Raw genomic sequence first — 15,852 nt, forward strand, 5'->3', positions numbered from 1 at the left:
AACCCGGAGGGGGCCATGGCCCGGAATCCCAAGACCGACAAACCCGCCAAGCGCCCGCACCAGGTCTATACCCTGCTGGTGGAGGTGGGCCGGGCCAAGGATGACGGCCTGCCCAAGGCGGCCACGGGCGCGGCGCTGATGTGCTATGCCTCCGGCGTGGACGAGGCCGAGGCCGTGCGGGAGACCGTGGCGCTGCTCAAGCAGGCGGATCTCAACCCGTTGGAGGTGACGGGCTATGGCACGCTCGACGAGCGGTTGGAGGACGGCCACGACATTTCCGACGACGAGCGCGCGCTGATGCAGCGGGCGCTGGACGAGAATTCCGTGGTGGTGGCCCAGACCACCGCGTTTTACGAAGACTGAGCCCATGACCGACCCTGTTGCCCTGACCGCCGATCTGATCCGCTGCCCGTCCGTGACGCCCGAGGAGGGCGGTGCGCTGAGCCTGCTGGAGGCGCGGCTGTCGGCGGCGGGTTTCGCCTGCACCCGGGTGGACCGGAACGGGATCGCGAACCTCTTTGCCCGGTGGGGCGAAAAGGGGCATGCGCGGAGTTTCGGGTTCAACGGGCACACGGATGTGGTGCCCGTGGGCGCGCGGGCCGATTGGCGGTTCGACCCGTTCGGGGCGCAGGTGGAGGGTGACTGGATGTATGGCCGGGGCGCGGTGGACATGAAATCCGCCGTGGCCGCCTTTGCCGCCGCGGCGATGGATTTCGTGGCCGACACGCCCCCCGATGGCGCGGTGATCCTGGCGATCACCGGGGACGAGGAGGGCGATGCGAAGGACGGGACCGTCGCCCTGCTGGACTGGATGGCGGCGCAGGGCGAGGCGATGGATGTCTGCCTGGTGGGCGAGCCGACCTGCCCGGACGAGATGGGCGAGATGATGAAGATCGGGCGCCGCGGCTCGATGACGTTTTTCTTCGAGGCGCTGGGCGTGCAGGGCCATTCCGCCTATCCGCACCGCGCAAAGAACCCGGTGCCCGCGCTGGCCAAGCTGGTGGATCGGCTGGCGGGGCTGGAGCTGGATACCGGGACCGATCATTTCGATCCCTCGACGCTCGCGGTAACCACCTTCGACACCGGCAACCCGGCCAACAACGTGATCCCGGCGGCGTGCCGGGCCACGGTGAACATCCGGTTCAACGATGCCCATTCGTCGGAAAGCCTGACCGCGATGATCCGGGGGATCGCGGCGGAGGTGGCCGCCGAGACCGGGATCGAGATCACCGACCGGGTGTCGGTCTCGGGCGAGAGCTTCATCACCCCCCCGGGGCGGTTGTCGGACCTGGTCGCCGCGGCGGTGGAGGCCGAGACCGGCCGGGTGCCGGTGCTGTCGACCTCCGGCGGGACGTCGGACGCGCGGTTCGTGCAGCACCACTGTCCGGTGGTGGAGTTCGGCCTTGTGGGCAAGTCCATGCATCAGGTGGACGAGCGGGTGGCCATTGCCCAGATCCCGCAGCTCAAGGCGATCTACACCCGGATCCTGCGCGACTATTTCGCATGAGCACGGTGCGGGAGATTTCCGGGCCGGAGGAGCTGGCCCTGTGCCGCGCCCTGCGCCGGGAGGTGTTCATCGAGGAACAGGCCGTGCCCGAGGCCGAGGAATGGGACGGGCTGGACGCGGAGGCGCGGCATTGGCTGGTCTTCGACGGCGCGGTGCCGGTGGCGACCATGCGGCTGCGGGTGCTGGGCGAGGTGGGCAAGATCGAGCGGGTCTGCGTACGCGCGGCCCATCGCGGTTCGGGGCACGGGCTGGCCCTGATGCGCGCGGCCCTGGCGGCGCTGGCCGAGACGCCCGGGGTGACCGAGGCGCGGTTGGGCGCGCAGCTCCACGCGATTGCGTTCTACGAGGCGCTGGGGTTCACGGCCCATGGCGCGGAATTCATGGATGGCGGGATGCCCCACCGCTGGATGACGAAGCCGCTGTGATGCGCCCGACGCTGGTGGTGATGGTCAAGGAGCCGCGCCCGGGCCGCGTGAAAACCCGTCTGGGGCGCGAGATCGGGATGGTCGGGGCGGCCTGGTGGTTCCGGCACCAGGGCGCGCGCCTGATCCGGCGGCTGCGCGACCCGCGCTGGGACCTGGTGCTGGCGGTCTCGCCCGATACCGAGGGGCTGACGAGCCGGGTCTGGCCCGCCGATCTGCCCCGTTGGCCGCAGGGAACGGGCGATCTGGGGGATCGGATGGGGCGGGCGTTGCGCGGGTTCGGGCCGGGGCCGGTGGCGGTGATCGGCGCGGATATTCCCGGCATCGACCGCGCCCGCATCACTGAGGCCTTCGCCGCGCTGGGCCGCGCCGACGCCGTGCTGGGGCCCGCGCCGGACGGCGGCTACTGGCTGATCGGCTGGGCTGGGCGCCGCGCGCTGCCAGCCGCCACCTTCGAGAGCGTCCGCTGGTCCACCGAACACACCCGCGCCGATACGATCCGGTCGCTCGGCGATTGCCGGATCGCCCACGTGGCGGAATTGCAGGATGTGGACACAGTCGAAGATTTGCGCCGGGTTTGAGGGATTGCGCCGGGGCAGAGCCCCGTCGCCGGGGGCGCGCGCTGCGCGCGCGCCTTTGGGGCCTGCGCGGGCGCTTTGCGCAATGAAGCGAACAGACCGCGAGGGCGCTGCCCCCGCACCCCCGGAGTATTCCGGCAAAGATGAAGGGAGCTTGCGCGTCGCGGTTGCAACGGGCGCGGCAAACGCGCTAGGCGACGGGGATGGATCGGTTTCCCACCAAAGACGAAGTTCTCGCCTGGATCGAGGACAATCCCGCCCGCGCCAACAAGCGCGAGATCGCCCGTGCCTTCGGCATCAAGGGGGCCGCGCGCATCGACCTCAAGCGGCTCCTGAAGGAGCTGGAGGGCGAGGGCCACCTGGAAAAGCGCAAGCGCAGCTACCGCGATCCCGAGAGCCTGCCGCCGGTCTCGGTCCTGAAGGTCGGGGATGCGGATGGCGACGGCGATCTCTTTGCCCGGCCACTGGACTGGCAGGGCGCTGGGGCGGAGCCTGCCTGCCTGATCATCCCGCGCAAGGGCGATCCGGCCCTGGCCGAGGGCGACCGCATTCTGGCGCGTCTCACCAGGGTGGAGGGCGAGGATTACGCCTACGAGGCGCGGCTCATTCGCCGGATCGGCACCGGGCCGCGCAAGATCCTCGGCATTCTGCGCAAGACCGCCGAGGGCGGGCGGATCGTGCCCATCGACAAGGGCGCGGACCGGGAATGGCGCGTGGGCCAGGGGGGCTTGCTGGGCGCGCAGGACGGGGACCTGGTGGAGGCGGAGCAGGCCGGACCCAAGGGGCGCATGGGCCTGCCGCTGGCACGGGTGACGCAGGTGCTGGGCGATCCGGGCGGGGCGAAGTCGGTCTCGCTGATCGCGATCCACCAGCATGGTATCCTGGACGAATTCCCCGAGGCCGCCCTGGCGGAGGCCGAGGGGGTCACAGCCCCCGAGTTGGGCGCGCGCACCGACCTGCGCGACCTGCCGCTGATTACCATCGACCCGCCCGATGCCCGGGATCGGGACGACGCGGTCTGTGCGATCCCCGATGACGACCCGGCCAACCCCGGCGGCTTCGTGCTCTGGGTGGCGATTGCGGATGTGGCCGCGGCGGTGCGCCCGGGCGGCGCGCTGGACCGCGAGGCGCGCAAGCGCGGCAATTCCACCTATTTCCCCGACCGGGTGGTGCCGATGCTGCCCGACATTCTCTCGGGGGATTTGTGCTCGCTGCACGCGGATGTGGACCGGGCCTGCATGGCGGTGCGGATGGTGATCGATGCCGAGGGCACCAAGCGCGGCCAGACCTTCCACCGGGGGCTGATGCGGTCGCGCGCTTCGCTGGCCTACGGCGAGGTGCAGGCGGCGGTGGATGGCGATCCGACCGAACGGACCGAGCCGCTGCTGGAGCCGATCCTGCGTCCGCTCTTTGCCGCCTACGAGGCGCTCAAGGCAGCGCGGGCGCGGCGGCAACCGCTGGACCTGGACCTGCCGGAGCGGCGCATCGCGCTCAGCGAGACGGGGGAGGTGACCTCGGTGGCCTTCCGCGACCGGCTGGAGGTGCACCGGCTGATCGAGGAATTCATGGTGCTGGCCAATGTGGCTGCCGCCGAGACGCTCGCCAAGAAACGCACGCCGCTCTTGTACCGCGTCCACGAGGAGCCGGCCGAGACCAAGCTCGATGCGCTGCGCGAGACCGTGCAGGCGGCGGGGCTGACCTTGGCCAAGGGGCGGGTGCTGCGCACGGCGGACCTCAACCGGCTGCTGGCGCAGGCCGCGGGCACGGATGATGCGGAGTTGATCAATATCTCGACCCTTCGGTCGATGACGCAGGCCTATTACAGCCCCGAGAATTTCGGCCATTTCGGGCTGGCCTTGCAAAACTACGCCCATTTCACCTCGCCCATCCGGCGCTATGCGGACCTGATCGTGCACCGGGCGCTGATCACCGCGCATGGGTTCGGGGAGGACGGGCTGACCGAGGCCGATATCGACCGGCTGGAGGAGACCGCCAAGCTGATTTCGGAAGCCGAGCGGCGGTCCATGGCCGCCGAGCGCGACACGATCGACCGCTATCTCGCGGCCTATCTGGCGGACCGGGTGGGCAACGAGTTTTCCGCCCGGATCTCGGGGGTGGCGCGGTTCGGGGCCTTCGCGCGGCTGGACGAGACCGGGGCGGACGGGCTGATCCCGATCCGCACCATCGGGGCGGAGTTCTTTCATTTCGATGCCGAGGCGCAGGCGCTCGTGGGGTCCGACACGGGCTTCCGGCTGGCCATGGGCCAGCGCGTGACCGTGCGGCTGGCCGAGGCGGTGCCGGTGACGGGCGGCATCGGGCTGGAGCTGCTCGCGGTGGAGGACGAGACCGTGCCCACCGGGCGCAGGCGCGGCAAGTCCCGGCCCGTGCGGCGCAAGATCGCCGCGAAAAAGGCCAAGGCCGGCAAGCTGAAGAAGAAGCTCAAGCGCAAGCGGGTCTGACGGGCGGAGGCTTGCCGGGCCGCGCAGAACGCTTTGCCGGAAGCGCGTTTCGGGTTACCTTGGTCCCAAACAGTAGGGACGAGCAGACCCCATGATCCGTGCAACGCTGGCCGCCTTGTCGGTGGCGCTTTCGATGCCCATGGCCGTGCAGGCGGCCTCCCTGGCGCAATCCCCGCACCCGGTGGCCCGGCCCGGCCCGGTGGTGCAGGCCGTGGCCCTGCCTGCCCGGTTCGAGGCCTGGATCGGCGCGTTCGAGCGGCGCGCCCGGGCCGCTGGGATTTCGGCCGCGACCTTCCAGCGGGCCTTTGCCGAGGTGGACTACCTGCCGGACGTGATCCGGCGGGACCGGTCCCAGGCGGAGTTCACCAAGCAGATCTGGGAATACCTGGACAGCGCGGTCTCGGACGCACGGCTGCGCAACGGGCGTGCGGCCTTTGCCGCCCGGCGCGACACCCTGCGCGCGATCGAGCGGCGCTACGGCGTCGAGGCCGAGGTGGTCACCGCAATCTGGGGGCTGGAGAGTGCCTATGGCAGCTACCGGGGCGCGACGCCCACGCTGTCGGCCATGGCGACCCTGGCCTATGAGGGGCGGCGGGCGGCGTTTTTCGAAGACCAGCTGATCGCGGCGCTGAAGATCCTGCAAGACGGCGATACCACGCCGGGGCGCATGACCGGCTCCTGGGCGGGGGCGATGGGGCATACGCAGTTCATGCCCACGAGTTACCTGGACTACGCGGTGGATTTCACCGGCGACGGGCGGCGCGATATCTGGGGCGAGGATCCCACCGATGCGCTGGCCTCGACCGCCGCGTATCTCAAGGCGTTCGGCTGGACCACGGGGCAGCCCTGGGGGGTGGAGGTGCGCCTGCCGGCCGGGTTCGATTACAGCCTCACGGGCGAGAAGGTGAAGCGCAGCCCGGCGGACTGGGCGCGGCTGGGCGTGCGGGACATGGACGGGCGCGCGGTGCCGAACCATGGGCGGGCGTCGATCCTGCTGCCGGCGGGGGCGCGGGGCGCGGCCTTCATGATCTTCGACAATTTCCACGTGATCGAGCGCTACAACACCGCCGATGCCTATGTCATCGCGGTGGGGGTTCTGAGCGACCGGATCGCGGGCGGGCAAGGCATCCGCGCGGACTGGCCCCGGGGGGATCGCGCGCTGTCCTTCACCGAGAAGAAGGAGATGCAGCGCCTGCTGGGCCGGGCCGGGTTCGACACCGGCAAGGTGGACGGGATCATCGGGCCGAACACCATCGACGCGGTGCGCCGCTACCAGGCCAGCATCGGGGTGGTGCCGGACGGGTATGCCTCGCTCGACATCCTGCGGCGCTTGCGGTGATCCAGCGGCGCGCCTGCGGCGCAAGACATCTCGGGTAGGGGGCGGGCCTGCTCCGGAGGCGTGTTGCACAGATGAAGGGGGTGGCGGGTCAGCGGGCGTGTTCCGGCTGCGCCTGCCGGGCATGGGCGAAGAGGGCCGCGGCAAGGATCAGCACCTGCGCGCAGGCCACGCCCCCCAGCAGCCGCTCGTAGCCGCCATCCACATCCGTGGGCAGCAGGAAGAAGACCGGCGACATCACCGCCCAGAGCAGGCCCGTCCCGATCAGCGCCGGGCGGCTCCAGGGCAGCAGTCGGGCCGCCCGGGGCGCGAGGCAGAGCGGCATCGCGGTGAACAGGACCCCCAGCCCGTAGACGAGGTATTCGTGGATCACCACGCCCTCGGCATCGCCGTCGCCATACTCGTTGCGCGCGCCCACCACCACGATCGTCGCCGCCAGGACCGCGAGGCAGAGCGTGCCCGCGGACCACGCAAGCCCCCCCTGGTGGACATGGGCGCAGGCCAGGGCCAGGGCAAACAGCCCCGCCGCGAAGCCGTAGAGGGCCACATCCATGATGATCTCGCCACGTCCGGCGGCAAGATCGCTGATTGTGTCGGCCATGGGGTCATGGGCGGGCACAAAGAGCGGGCCGATCACCGTCCCGGCCAGCAGGGCGCCGACGCCGATCACGCCGATCCAGGCGAGCAGGGCAAGAAAGCCGGGTTGCCGCGCCAAGGCGGCATGGGGGGTGTGTGCGGACATGGGCTGCCAACGCCCCGGGGGCCGGTTGGTTCCCAAGGGGGGGCGCCGCCCCCGCCGGCGCGGGGCGCGGCCTCCCCCGGAGTATTTCGGCAAGGATGAAGGGGGCGGCGGAGCGGTCATCCGGCGTCGCGGGCGGGCGGTCCGCAGGGGTGCCGGTCAGGCGATCTCCACCGTGAACATCATGCCGTTATCCTCGTGATAGAGGCTGTGACAGTGGAAGACGAATTCCCCGGTGAAATCGACCTGGTAGCTGAGCGCGGCCACCCGGCGCCCGGTGAGCGGTGTGGCGGTCGCGTCGTTCCCGGCGTCGAAATAGACCGTGTCGCGCCAGATCGGCAGCAGGTAGGGGATGAAGCTGGTGATCGCCTCCGGGTCGTCCGGGGCGCTGACCCGGTAGCGGCCGAGCACCATGAACGAGTTGATGTGGATGTGGAACATGTGCAGGTCGCTGCTGGAATAGAGCTCCCAGGCCGTCCAGTCGCTTGCCGGCAGCATCAATTGCGGATCGTCGCTCAGGTCCGCATCGAAGGACTGGCCGTTGATCTGGAAATTGGCCGGGGTGCCGTCCGGGTCGGGCTCGGCGACGAAGGCGAAGTTCAGGGATTTCCAGTGCGGGTCCGTGACCCCGAGGCTGGGTGTCGTGACGGTCTCGGCGGCGGCGGCGAAGCTTGCGCGCCAGCGCGCCAGCATCTCGGCCACCGACAGGCTGTCGGGTTGGGCGGTGCCGGGCATGTCGGCCAGGGGCAGTTCGGGCCGCACGAGGTTGGCCTGGCCAAGGCCGGGCAGGCGGCGCAGGGCGGCGACCTCGAAGAACGCCATGTGGGGCAGGCTCTGGTCGGTCCTGGGCGGGCCGGAGACCACCACCGTGACGATCCCGTCCGTCGCGGCCTTGCCGGCCTCTTCGTTGTCGAGCACGTTCGGCGCGCTGCGCGCGGCGGTGCCCGGGGAGGTGCCGCTGGCGGGGGTGTCGTATTGCGGCACGCCCGCGAGGGCGAAGCGGACCTCTTCGGCGCCCTCGATGTCTGGGGCCTTGACCAGCAGGTCGAGCCGCTGGGCGGGTGCGAGGGTGATCAGTTCGGCGGTCGTCCAGTATCTGCGGGCTGCATGGGAGGTGTCACCGTCCTCCGGACGCGGCTGGTCGTAGTCGATGGGGAACCAGGGCGCATCGGGGGCAAACCGGCCCTCGGGGTCGTCCGCCGGGTTCACCGGGTAGAGCGGGATGCCGTCCACGGCGATGGCATAGACCTCGGGCAGGGGCTGTCCTGCGGGCGCGTCGCCCAGGATGCGGAATTTCGGAATGTAGTTCGTCCCATTGGTGGCGTTGATCATGCGAAAGCGCAGGATCTCGCCCGGAGCCATGGCGAGGGTCGGGGTGACCATCCCGTTGACCGAGGTGACCGCCGTGACCGCGCTGCCCGCCTGGTAGGTCGGGCTGCCGGGGAGGATCGAGGGCGTGCAGGCGAAGTTCTGCGCGGGTGTGCTGGCGTAGAAATTGTCGGCGACATAGATGCCGGTGCCGGCCTCGGGCCGGGTGTTATAGGCGATCTGTTGCAGGACCATGATCCGCTCGTCGTCCCGTGTGATGTTGCAGTGGATCGCCAGCGCCTCGTCCAGGTCGATCTCGCCGGGTTTGGAACGGATCAGCAGCGCACCCGCCATGCCCGCGCCCACCTGGCTGGCCACCGCACCATGCATGTGCGGGTGGTACCAGAACGTGCCGACGGGGTGGTCGTCCGGCACGTCGTAGAAATAGGGGAAGGTGGCCGGGTCCTCGGCGGTGATCGCATCCGGGTGCTTGAGGCAGATCTCCTTGATCTCGTCGGGCACCACGGTGACGAGCACATCGTCCGAGGGCGCGCGCGGCGTGTCCGAGGGCGCGCGCGGCGTCACGTGCAGCCCGTGGGTATGCAGGTTGGTGTAATTGAAATTATGCGGGGTGTAGCCCGCGTCGGGGGCGTCCGGGGCGATCTCGGGGTTGGTGCCGCAGACCTGCAGGTCGTTGGTCAGCCAGACGCCGGTGATCTCGCCGCGGGTGAATTCCATGGTCGGGCCCACCGCGCGCAGGCTGGCGGCCTCCGGCGCGATCCGGTCGGCATAGACCGGCGACCACAGCCGTGCGGTCGTGCCGTCCTGCCGGGTCAGCTCCACACCGTCGCGAGACAGGGCGGCGACCGCGTAGAACCGGTCGATCCTGGCGTAGTCCCCGGGCGCGAGATCCAGCGGCGGGCGCTCGCGGGCGATGGGCTGGTCGCGCCAGGTCTCGACGAAATCGGCGAAACTGTCGGCATAGGTGGCCCAGGCGGGGGCGTCGAACTGCCCCGGCCCGGTGGTCGGGGCGGGCGTCATCAGGGGCGGGGCGCGGAAGCTGCCGGTGGTGCGGGCCTGGGCTCGGCCCGGCCCGCCCGTGGCACGGACCAGCGCGGTGGTCCCCAGAAGCCCCAGGAAGGCGCGGCGTGTGAAGGTCGAAACATGTGCTGCCATGGGAAAAGTCCTTGTGAATCAGAAATAAAGGGCGCAAAGCCGCGCCCGGATCCGTCTCGACCACCCGCCGCCAGCGTGGCCCAGAGCCCGGCTCCGATCAAGGTTTATCGCCCGGCCGCGTCCCGTGCCCGCACCGCCTCGCCCCGCGCCCGTGGCGCCGCAGCGCAGAGAAAACGCTTTATTTCGCGGCCGACTCCCGCTACGTGGCGGCCAACTCCCTATCCAAAGGCACTCCCATGGACCTTCGCAATATTGCGATCATCGCACACGTGGACCACGGCAAGACCACCCTCGTGGACGAGCTTCTCAAGCAATCCGGCACCTATCGCGACAACCAGGCCACCACCGAGCGGGCGATGGACAGCAACGATCTCGAACGCGAGCGCGGCATCACCATCCTGGCCAAGGCCACCTCGGTGGAATGGAAGGGCACCCGGATCAACATCGTCGACACCCCCGGCCACGCCGATTTCGGCGGGGAGGTGGAGCGGATCCTGTCCATGGTCGACGGGGTCGTGTTGCTGGTCGATGCCGCCGAAGGCCCGATGCCCCAGACCAAGTTCGTCACCTCCAAGGCGCTGGCGCTGGGGCTGCGGCCCATCGTGGTGCTCAACAAGGTCGACAAGCCCGATGCGGAACCCGACCGGGCGCTGGACGAGTGCTTCGACCTTTTCGCCAATCTCGACGCCGATGACGACCAGCTCGATTTTCCCCATCTCTACGCCTCGGGCCGCTCCGGCTGGGCCGATGCGGAGCTGGACGGGCCGCGCAAGGATCTCGCCGCCCTGTTCGACCTGATCGTGCACCACGTGCCCAAGCCCCGGCAGATCGCCCATCTGGACGAGGATTTCCGCATGCTGGCCACCACGCTCAGCGCGGATCCCTTCGTGGGCCGCATCCTGACGGGCCGGGTCGAGAGCGGCACGCTCAAGGTCGGGGCCACCGTGCAGGCCCTGTCCCGCATCGGCCAGAAGATCGAGCAGTTCCGCGTCACCAAGATCCGCGCCTTCCGCGGCCTGGGCCACGCGGATATCGAGGAAGCCCAGGCGGGCGACATCGTGTCGATCGCGGGCATGTCCAAGGCCACCGTGGCCGACACGATCTGTGCGCTCGCCGTGGACACGCCGCTCGATGCGCAACCGATCGACCCGCCCACCATCACCGTCACCTTCGGGATCAATGACAGCCCGCTTGCCGGGCGCGATGGCAAGAAGGTGCAGTCGCGGGTGATCCGCGACCGGCTGATGAAGGAAGCCGAATCCAACGTCGCCATCAAGATCGCCGACACGCCCGGCGGCGAGGCCTTCGAGGTCTCGGGCCGGGGCGAGTTGCAGATGGGCGTGCTGATCGAGAACATGCGCCGGGAGGGGTTCGAGCTCAGCATCTCCCGCCCGCAGGTGATCATGCGCGAGGTCGACGGCGTGAAGATGGAGCCGATCGAGGAGGCCACCATCGACGTGGACGACGAGTATTCCGGCACGGTGATCGAAAAGCTGACCGGCGCGCGCAAGGGCGATCTGGTCGAGATGAAACCGGCCGGCGCGGGCAAGACCCGGATCGTGGCCCATGTGCCCTCGCGCGGGCTGATCGGCTACCATGGCGAGTTCCTGACCGACACCCGCGGCACCGGGGTGCTGAACCGGGTGTTCCACGACTGGGCGCCCTACAAGGGGCCGATCCCGGGCCGCCGGGCGGGCGTGCTGATCTCGATGGAGAACGGCACATCGGTGGCCTATGCCCTGTGGAACCTCGAAGAGCGGGGCCGGATGTTCATCGGCGCCCAGGAGGCGGTCTATACCGGCATGATCATCGGGGAGCACAGCCGGGAAAACGACCTGGAGGTGAACCCGCTGAAGGGCAAGAAGCTCACCAACGTGCGGGCCTCGGGTACCGATGACGCGGTGCGGCTGACCACGCCGATCACCCTGAGCCTGGAAGAGGCCATCGCCTATATCGACGATGACGAACTGGTCGAGGTGACACCGAACGCGATCCGGCTGCGCAAGCGGTACCTGGACCCGCATGAGCGCAAGCGCCAGGCGCGCGCGGGCTGAGGCGCGGGTTGGGGGCGCTGCCCCCGTCGCTGCGCGACCCCCCCGGAGTATTTTTGCACAAAAGAAGACAGGGGCGGGTCTTGCGGGGCCGCGCCGGGGGGAATCGGCGGGCTGGCCCGGGTTCGGGTTGCGGCGCGTGCCGGGGGCGTTAACCTTGATGTTTCGTGAACGGGGCGCGCGGTCAATGCCTTGAAAACGCAACGAAAACCTTCCCCGCGGGGAAGGTTTCGGCGTCTTTCGGGGGGGTATGCGCCCGCCGCCGCGCAGCGGCGGCCGGGCCCAAGGCCGGGCAAGCCCCCGGCAGGGGGCGCGGACCGGGGGCGGGAGCGCCACGAGTCCCCCGGTTTGGGCGGGGTGAGTCGGTGCATTGGGAGCATGCGGTCACTCCAGAGTTGGCACCGGCGCGGCATTGCTTGCCGGTCCGTCCGGCCCCGTCTGCGCGTTTGATCCACGGTGTGGGTCCGCGATTGTCTGCGCCAATCGCTGCCGCTCCCTGCGCTGCATCGCGTGTTGGCTCTGGTGGGTCTGTTGCGTGGCTTGATCATCTGGGTGGGCACGCGATTGTCTTTGCCAATCGCTGCCGCCCACTGCGCTGCATTGCTTTGCAATGCAGCCTAAATCATCTTGATCGCGGTCTTGTCGACGCTGAGCAGGTAGCCCTTGCGGGAGATGTTCCGCACCAGTAATTCGCTCACCATCTGGTTGCCGAGCGCGTCGCGCAGGCGCTTGATCCGCGTGGCCCCCGCCGCCTCTTCGCAGTCGCTCGCGTCCCGGCCCTGGATCATCCCCTCCAGTGCCGCCCCCGACAGGATGTCCCCGTCCATTCGCGCCTCCGCCAGCACCGACAGCGTCTCCATCGCCGCTTCGGTCAGCTTGAATTCCATGTCGTTGAGAACCACCAGACGCTCCTCGCGGCTGATCAGCAGGGAGGACACGATGATCCCCTTCTTGTCGATCTCCGACACCCGCCGGTTCACCGTCACCAGCGCCACCAGGCTCGCCAGCGCCGCCACCAGCAGGGCGGCCGAGAACACCAGCAGCACGAAGATCACCACCCGGTAAGAGGCCAGCACATCCGAAAACGCCGTGCCGCTCTGGGCGAGGATCTCCAGCAGGCGGATCTGGTCCGTGGTGGTCAGGGCGTCGTTCTCGACGAAGATCTGCTCGACCTGTCTGTTGAACGCATTGGCGTCGGGCAGGCTCCGGAACAGCACCACCGCCGCCACCAGCAGGATCGCCACGATCGCCGCCAGCCCGAGCGTGACCACCCGCGTGCCCGTGCGCAGCGTCCTAGAAGCGGAGGTAATAGGGTCCGGCATTGTCTTTCCGTTCTGCAAGCCCGTCCTCCCCGAAGGTGGAGACGATGTTCAGAAGCGTCCAGCCCCCGGCGGCGATCTTGCGCGCGGCCTCCTCGCTGGCGGCGCGGCGGTCGTCGCAGGCCCCGTCGCTGAGCGCGATCACCCCGTAATGCAGCCGCAGGGGGTCGTCCTGCTTGGCCTTGTAATCGGCATAGCAGGCGGCCTGGGCCGGAGCGGCCAGCAGCGCGAAGCAGGCGGCCAGAAGGGGAAGGCGGATCTTGTCCATGGGGAAGATCGTGACCGCCGCCGCGCCGATATTCAATAGCGCAAGCCTGTCATCGGCTGGCGGCGGGCGGTTATTGTGTGCGCGGCGCGGGCGGGGCGACGATCGGGGCATCGTTCACAGATGGAGAGATGCCATGACCCAGACCTTTTGCACCCGCGGTCTCCGCGCCGCCGCCGCGCTCCTGTTGTCGGCGGTGATCGGGGCGACCAGCCTGGCCGCCACCGCCAGCCCCGCCCGCGCGCTGGAGCGTGAAACCCTCGGGCAGCTGCTCTTCGGGGCGGCGGCCATCGCGCTTGCCGCCAAGGTCTATAACGACCGGGAGGACCGCAAGGCCCGCGAACGGGCCGCCCGGGCCGCCCCGCCCCCGGTGCAGGTGGTCGAGGCCGACCGCTGGCGCGCTTATGGTCCCCGGGGGCGGGTGGTCTATGGTCCCGGCACCCGGCCCGGGCAGGCGTTCGAGGGGGCGGGGACCCGGCGCGAGGCGCTGACCCGCCGCATCCAGTGCCAGCGCAAGCTGCAGACCGAGACCGGGTGGGTGAAGTTCTACAGCCAGGCCTGCCTCGACCGGGTGGGGGCGGATGTGGACGTGCCCCAGACCTGCCTGCGCCAGCGTTGGGCGCAGGGGCGCTGGGTGCAGTATTTCAGCCGGGGCTGCCTGCGCCGCTTCGGCATCGTGGACGCGGTGTGATCGGGTCTTGAGCCTGCGGGCGGCGCGGGCGACAGTCCGGCCCATGAGCCGCCCGCATTTCCAGTTCGAAACCGACCTCGCCGCCCGGGGGTATCTGCGCATCGCCGGGGTGGACGAGGTCGGGCGCGGCCCCTTGGCCGGGCCGGTGATGGCCGCGGCGGTGGTGCTGGACCCGGGTGCCATCCCCGAGGGGCTCAACGATTCCAAGCAGGTGACCGCGAAGCGGCGGGAGGCGCTGGCCGCGCAGCTGGCGCAGGTGGCCCAGGTCGGTGTCGGGGTGGCGGAGGTGGCCGAGATCGACCGGCTCAACATCCGCCGCGCGGCGCATCTGGCGATGCTGCGGGCGTTGGACGCCCTGCCCGCGCCGCCGGACATGGCGCTGATCGACGGGCGCGACCGGCCCGATGACCTGCCCTGCGCGGCCCATGCGATCATCAAGGGGGACACCAAATCCCTGTCCATCGCCGCCGCGTCCATTGTTGCAAAAGTGGCACGGGATCGGGTGATGAAGGCGCTGGCGGCGGAATTTCCGGGCTATGGATGGGAGACGAACGCCGGATACCCGACCCAGGCCCATCGCGCCGCGCTTCTAGATATTGGGGTCAGCCCACATCATAGACGCAGTTTCCGCCCCGTCCACAATATCTTGTATCAAGAAAAATAACTAAGCCCTTGATTCAAAAAAGAATTTGACGGCGAATCAGCTTTGACTCATCCTAGGCGCAACAAGAAGCGCAAAGCGCGAGACGAGGCAGACAATGAAAACCAAGACCAAACAGCCGGAAGCGGGCATGCTTCCGCTGAACGAGATTCTGGCCGGGGATTGCATCGAGGTGATGAACTCCCTGCCGGAGGCATCGGTGGACCTGATCTTCGCGGACCCGCCCTACAACCTGCAATTGAAGGGTGATCTGCACCGGCCGGACAATTCCAAGGTCGACGCGGTGGACGATGCCTGGGACCGCTTCGCGAGCTTCGACAGCTATGACCGCTTCAGCGCCGACTGGCTGGCCGCGGCGCGCCGGTTGCTCAAGCCCAACGGGGCGATCTGGGTGATCGGGTCCTATCACAACATCTTCCGTGTGGGCGCGGCGCTGCAAAACACCGGCTACTGGATCCTGAACGACGTGGTCTGGCGCAAGTCGAACCCGATGCCGAATTTCCGCGGCAAGCGGCTGACCAACGCGCACGAGACCCTGATCTGGGCCAGCAAGTCGGAGGGGGCGAAATACACCTTCAACTACGAGGCGCTGAAGCAGCTGAACGAGGGGATCCAGATGCGCTCCGACTGGGTGCTGCCGATCTGCACCGGGCATGAGCGGCTCAAGGACGAGGCGGGCGACAAGGCCCATCCGACCCAGAAGCCCGAGAGCCTGCTGCACCGGGTGATCGTGGCGACGACCAATCCCGGCGACGTGGTGCTCGACCCATTCTTCGGGACCGGCACGACCGGGGCCGTGGCCAAGAAGCTGGGCCGGGATTTCATCGGGATCGAGCGCGAGGCGGCTTATCGCAAGGTCGCCGAGGCGCGGCTGGCCGATGTGCGCCGGTTCGACCGCGAGAGCCTGTCGGTGACGCAGTCCAAGCGGTCCGAGCCGCGTGTGCCCTTCGGCCAGTTGGTCGAGCGCGGCATGCTGCGCCCGGGTGAGGTGCTGACCTCGCCGGGCGGGAAGGTCGCGAAGGTCCGTGCCGATGGCACGCTGGTGGCCGATCAGGTCACCGGGTCCATCCACCAGGTGGGCGCGGCGCTGGAGCATGCGCCGTCCTGCAACGGCTGGACGTACTGGCACTTCAAGCGTGAGGGCAAACCCGTGCCCATCGACCTCTTGCGCCAGCAGATCCGCGCGGAGATGCGCGCCAACTGATCCCCGAATTCCGGGTTACCGCCCGTGCCTGCGGCCCTTGCCGAAGTGGCACGCGACTTGCCCCGCCTGCCTGTCAGGCGGGGTTTTTTCGTGCGAGGAACAAGCGGTTTCGAAACCGCTTGGGGTCGCGCGGGCT

14 protein-coding genes are annotated in these 15,852 nt (G+C 69.3%); 10 read left to right on the forward strand and 4 right to left on the reverse strand.

Annotated features, from left to right (window positions below):
* Positions 1–15 precede the first annotated feature (15 nt).
* The 6 genes from PVW48_RS10395 (at position 16) to PVW48_RS10420 (ending at position 6,305) form a co-directional block, all read left to right on the forward strand.
* The gene (locus tag PVW48_RS10395) at positions 16–363 is read left to right on the forward strand and encodes a hypothetical protein (protein ID WP_274581283.1); all 348 of its coding nucleotides are present in this window, start codon (positions 16–18) and stop codon (positions 361–363) included.
* Positions 364–367: 4 nt separating this feature from the next.
* Positions 368–1,507 carry a succinyl-diaminopimelate desuccinylase gene (dapE, locus tag PVW48_RS10400; RefSeq protein ID WP_274581284.1) on the forward strand — a complete coding sequence of 380 codons (1,140 nt, stop codon included), beginning with the start codon at positions 368–370 and terminating at the stop codon, positions 1,505–1,507.
* Positions 1,504–1,932, forward strand: a complete 429-nt coding sequence (locus PVW48_RS10405) for a GNAT family N-acetyltransferase (protein WP_274581285.1) — start codon at positions 1,504–1,506, stop codon at positions 1,930–1,932. The genes dapE and PVW48_RS10405 overlap by 4 nt, the downstream gene beginning before the upstream one ends.
* Positions 1,932–2,510 (forward strand): TIGR04282 family arsenosugar biosynthesis glycosyltransferase, encoded by a 579-nt coding sequence (locus PVW48_RS10410; protein ID WP_274581286.1) that lies wholly within the window; start codon positions 1,932–1,934, stop codon positions 2,508–2,510. Before PVW48_RS10405 ends, PVW48_RS10410 begins: the two co-directional genes overlap by 1 nt.
* A 200-nt stretch (positions 2,511–2,710) precedes the next feature.
* Positions 2,711–4,966 carry a ribonuclease R gene (gene rnr, locus PVW48_RS10415; protein WP_274581287.1) on the forward strand — a complete coding sequence of 752 codons (2,256 nt, stop codon included), beginning with the start codon at positions 2,711–2,713 and terminating at the stop codon, positions 4,964–4,966.
* A gap of 91 nt (positions 4,967–5,057) precedes the next feature.
* The gene (locus PVW48_RS10420) at positions 5,058–6,305 is read left to right on the forward strand and encodes a lytic murein transglycosylase (RefSeq protein ID WP_274581288.1); all 1,248 of its coding nucleotides are present in this window, start codon (positions 5,058–5,060) and stop codon (positions 6,303–6,305) included.
* Positions 6,306–6,393: 88 nt separating this feature from the next.
* On the opposite strand, the gene PVW48_RS10425 is transcribed toward PVW48_RS10420, so the two are convergent.
* Together PVW48_RS10425 and PVW48_RS10430 are read right to left on the reverse strand one after the other, a co-directional pair.
* Positions 6,394–7,044, reverse strand: coding sequence for a DUF998 domain-containing protein (locus PVW48_RS10425; RefSeq protein WP_274581289.1), 651 nt, complete (start codon positions 7,042–7,044; stop codon positions 6,394–6,396).
* A 156-nt stretch (positions 7,045–7,200) separates the two neighbouring features.
* On the reverse strand, positions 7,201–9,525 hold the full coding sequence (locus PVW48_RS10430; protein WP_274581290.1) for a multicopper oxidase family protein: 2,325 nt from the start codon (positions 9,523–9,525) through the stop codon (positions 7,201–7,203).
* A 236-nt stretch (positions 9,526–9,761) separates the two neighbouring features.
* Between PVW48_RS10430 and typA the strand changes: the two genes are divergently transcribed.
* On the forward strand, positions 9,762–11,579 hold the full coding sequence (typA, locus tag PVW48_RS10435; RefSeq protein WP_012176701.1) for a translational GTPase TypA: 1,818 nt from the start codon (positions 9,762–9,764) through the stop codon (positions 11,577–11,579).
* Positions 11,580–12,193: 614 nt separating this feature from the next.
* Here typA and PVW48_RS10440 read toward each other — a convergent pair.
* Together PVW48_RS10440 and PVW48_RS10445 are read right to left on the reverse strand one after the other, a co-directional pair.
* Complete coding sequence (locus PVW48_RS10440; protein ID WP_083768341.1) at positions 12,194–12,898, reverse strand: winged helix-turn-helix domain-containing protein; 705 nt, start codon at positions 12,896–12,898, stop codon at positions 12,194–12,196.
* Entirely contained in the window at positions 12,870–13,163 is a 294-nt protein-coding gene (locus PVW48_RS10445) for a hypothetical protein (protein WP_044028146.1), read from the reverse strand. Before PVW48_RS10445 ends, PVW48_RS10440 begins: the two co-directional genes overlap by 29 nt.
* Positions 13,164–13,296: 133 nt before the next feature.
* Here PVW48_RS10445 and PVW48_RS10450 point away from each other — a divergent pair, with 133 nt between their 5' ends.
* The 3 genes from PVW48_RS10450 (at position 13,297) to PVW48_RS10460 (ending at position 15,716) form a co-directional block, all read left to right on the forward strand.
* Entirely contained in the window at positions 13,297–13,851 is a 555-nt protein-coding gene (locus PVW48_RS10450; RefSeq protein ID WP_012176704.1) for a hypothetical protein, read from the forward strand.
* Between the two features lie 43 nt (positions 13,852–13,894).
* Positions 13,895–14,515 carry a ribonuclease HII gene (locus PVW48_RS10455; RefSeq protein ID WP_274581291.1) on the forward strand — a complete coding sequence of 207 codons (621 nt, stop codon included), beginning with the start codon at positions 13,895–13,897 and terminating at the stop codon, positions 14,513–14,515.
* A 94-nt stretch (positions 14,516–14,609) separates the two neighbouring features.
* Positions 14,610–15,716: a site-specific DNA-methyltransferase gene (locus tag PVW48_RS10460; protein WP_274581292.1), complete on the forward strand. Its 1,107-nt coding sequence runs from the start codon at positions 14,610–14,612 to the stop codon at positions 15,714–15,716.
* The last annotated feature ends 136 nt before the right edge of the window (positions 15,717–15,852 follow it).

Origin of the sequence: Dinoroseobacter sp. PD6 (assembly GCF_028807315.1) — a bacterium.
In the GTDB taxonomy this organism is placed as follows: Bacteria; Pseudomonadota; Alphaproteobacteria; order Rhodobacterales; family Rhodobacteraceae; genus Dinoroseobacter; species Dinoroseobacter shibae.

Coding starts and splice junctions, on each gene's coding strand:
- PVW48_RS10445 (WP_044028146.1), bottom strand. CDS start 13,163: ATGGACAAGATCCGCCTTCCCCTTCTGGCCGCCTGCTTCGCGCTGCTG.
- PVW48_RS10430 (WP_274581290.1), bottom strand. CDS start 9,525: ATGGCAGCACATGTTTCGACCTTCACACGCCGCGCCTTCCTGGGGCTT.
- PVW48_RS10450 (WP_012176704.1), top strand. CDS start 13,297: ATGACCCAGACCTTTTGCACCCGCGGTCTCCGCGCCGCCGCCGCGCTC.
- PVW48_RS10425 (WP_274581289.1), bottom strand. CDS start 7,044: ATGTCCGCACACACCCCCCATGCCGCCTTGGCGCGGCAACCCGGCTTT.
- typA (WP_012176701.1), top strand. CDS start 9,762: ATGGACCTTCGCAATATTGCGATCATCGCACACGTGGACCACGGCAAG.
- PVW48_RS10440 (WP_083768341.1), bottom strand. CDS start 12,898: ATGCCGGACCCTATTACCTCCGCTTCTAGGACGCTGCGCACGGGCACG.
- PVW48_RS10420 (WP_274581288.1), top strand. CDS start 5,058: ATGATCCGTGCAACGCTGGCCGCCTTGTCGGTGGCGCTTTCGATGCCC.
- PVW48_RS10455 (WP_274581291.1), top strand. CDS start 13,895: ATGAGCCGCCCGCATTTCCAGTTCGAAACCGACCTCGCCGCCCGGGGG.
- PVW48_RS10410 (WP_274581286.1), top strand. CDS start 1,932: ATGCGCCCGACGCTGGTGGTGATGGTCAAGGAGCCGCGCCCGGGCCGC.
- PVW48_RS10405 (WP_274581285.1), top strand. CDS start 1,504: ATGAGCACGGTGCGGGAGATTTCCGGGCCGGAGGAGCTGGCCCTGTGC.
- PVW48_RS10395 (WP_274581283.1), top strand. CDS start 16: ATGGCCCGGAATCCCAAGACCGACAAACCCGCCAAGCGCCCGCACCAG.
- rnr (WP_274581287.1), top strand. CDS start 2,711: ATGGATCGGTTTCCCACCAAAGACGAAGTTCTCGCCTGGATCGAGGAC.
- dapE (WP_274581284.1), top strand. CDS start 368: ATGACCGACCCTGTTGCCCTGACCGCCGATCTGATCCGCTGCCCGTCC.
- PVW48_RS10460 (WP_274581292.1), top strand. CDS start 14,610: ATGAAAACCAAGACCAAACAGCCGGAAGCGGGCATGCTTCCGCTGAAC.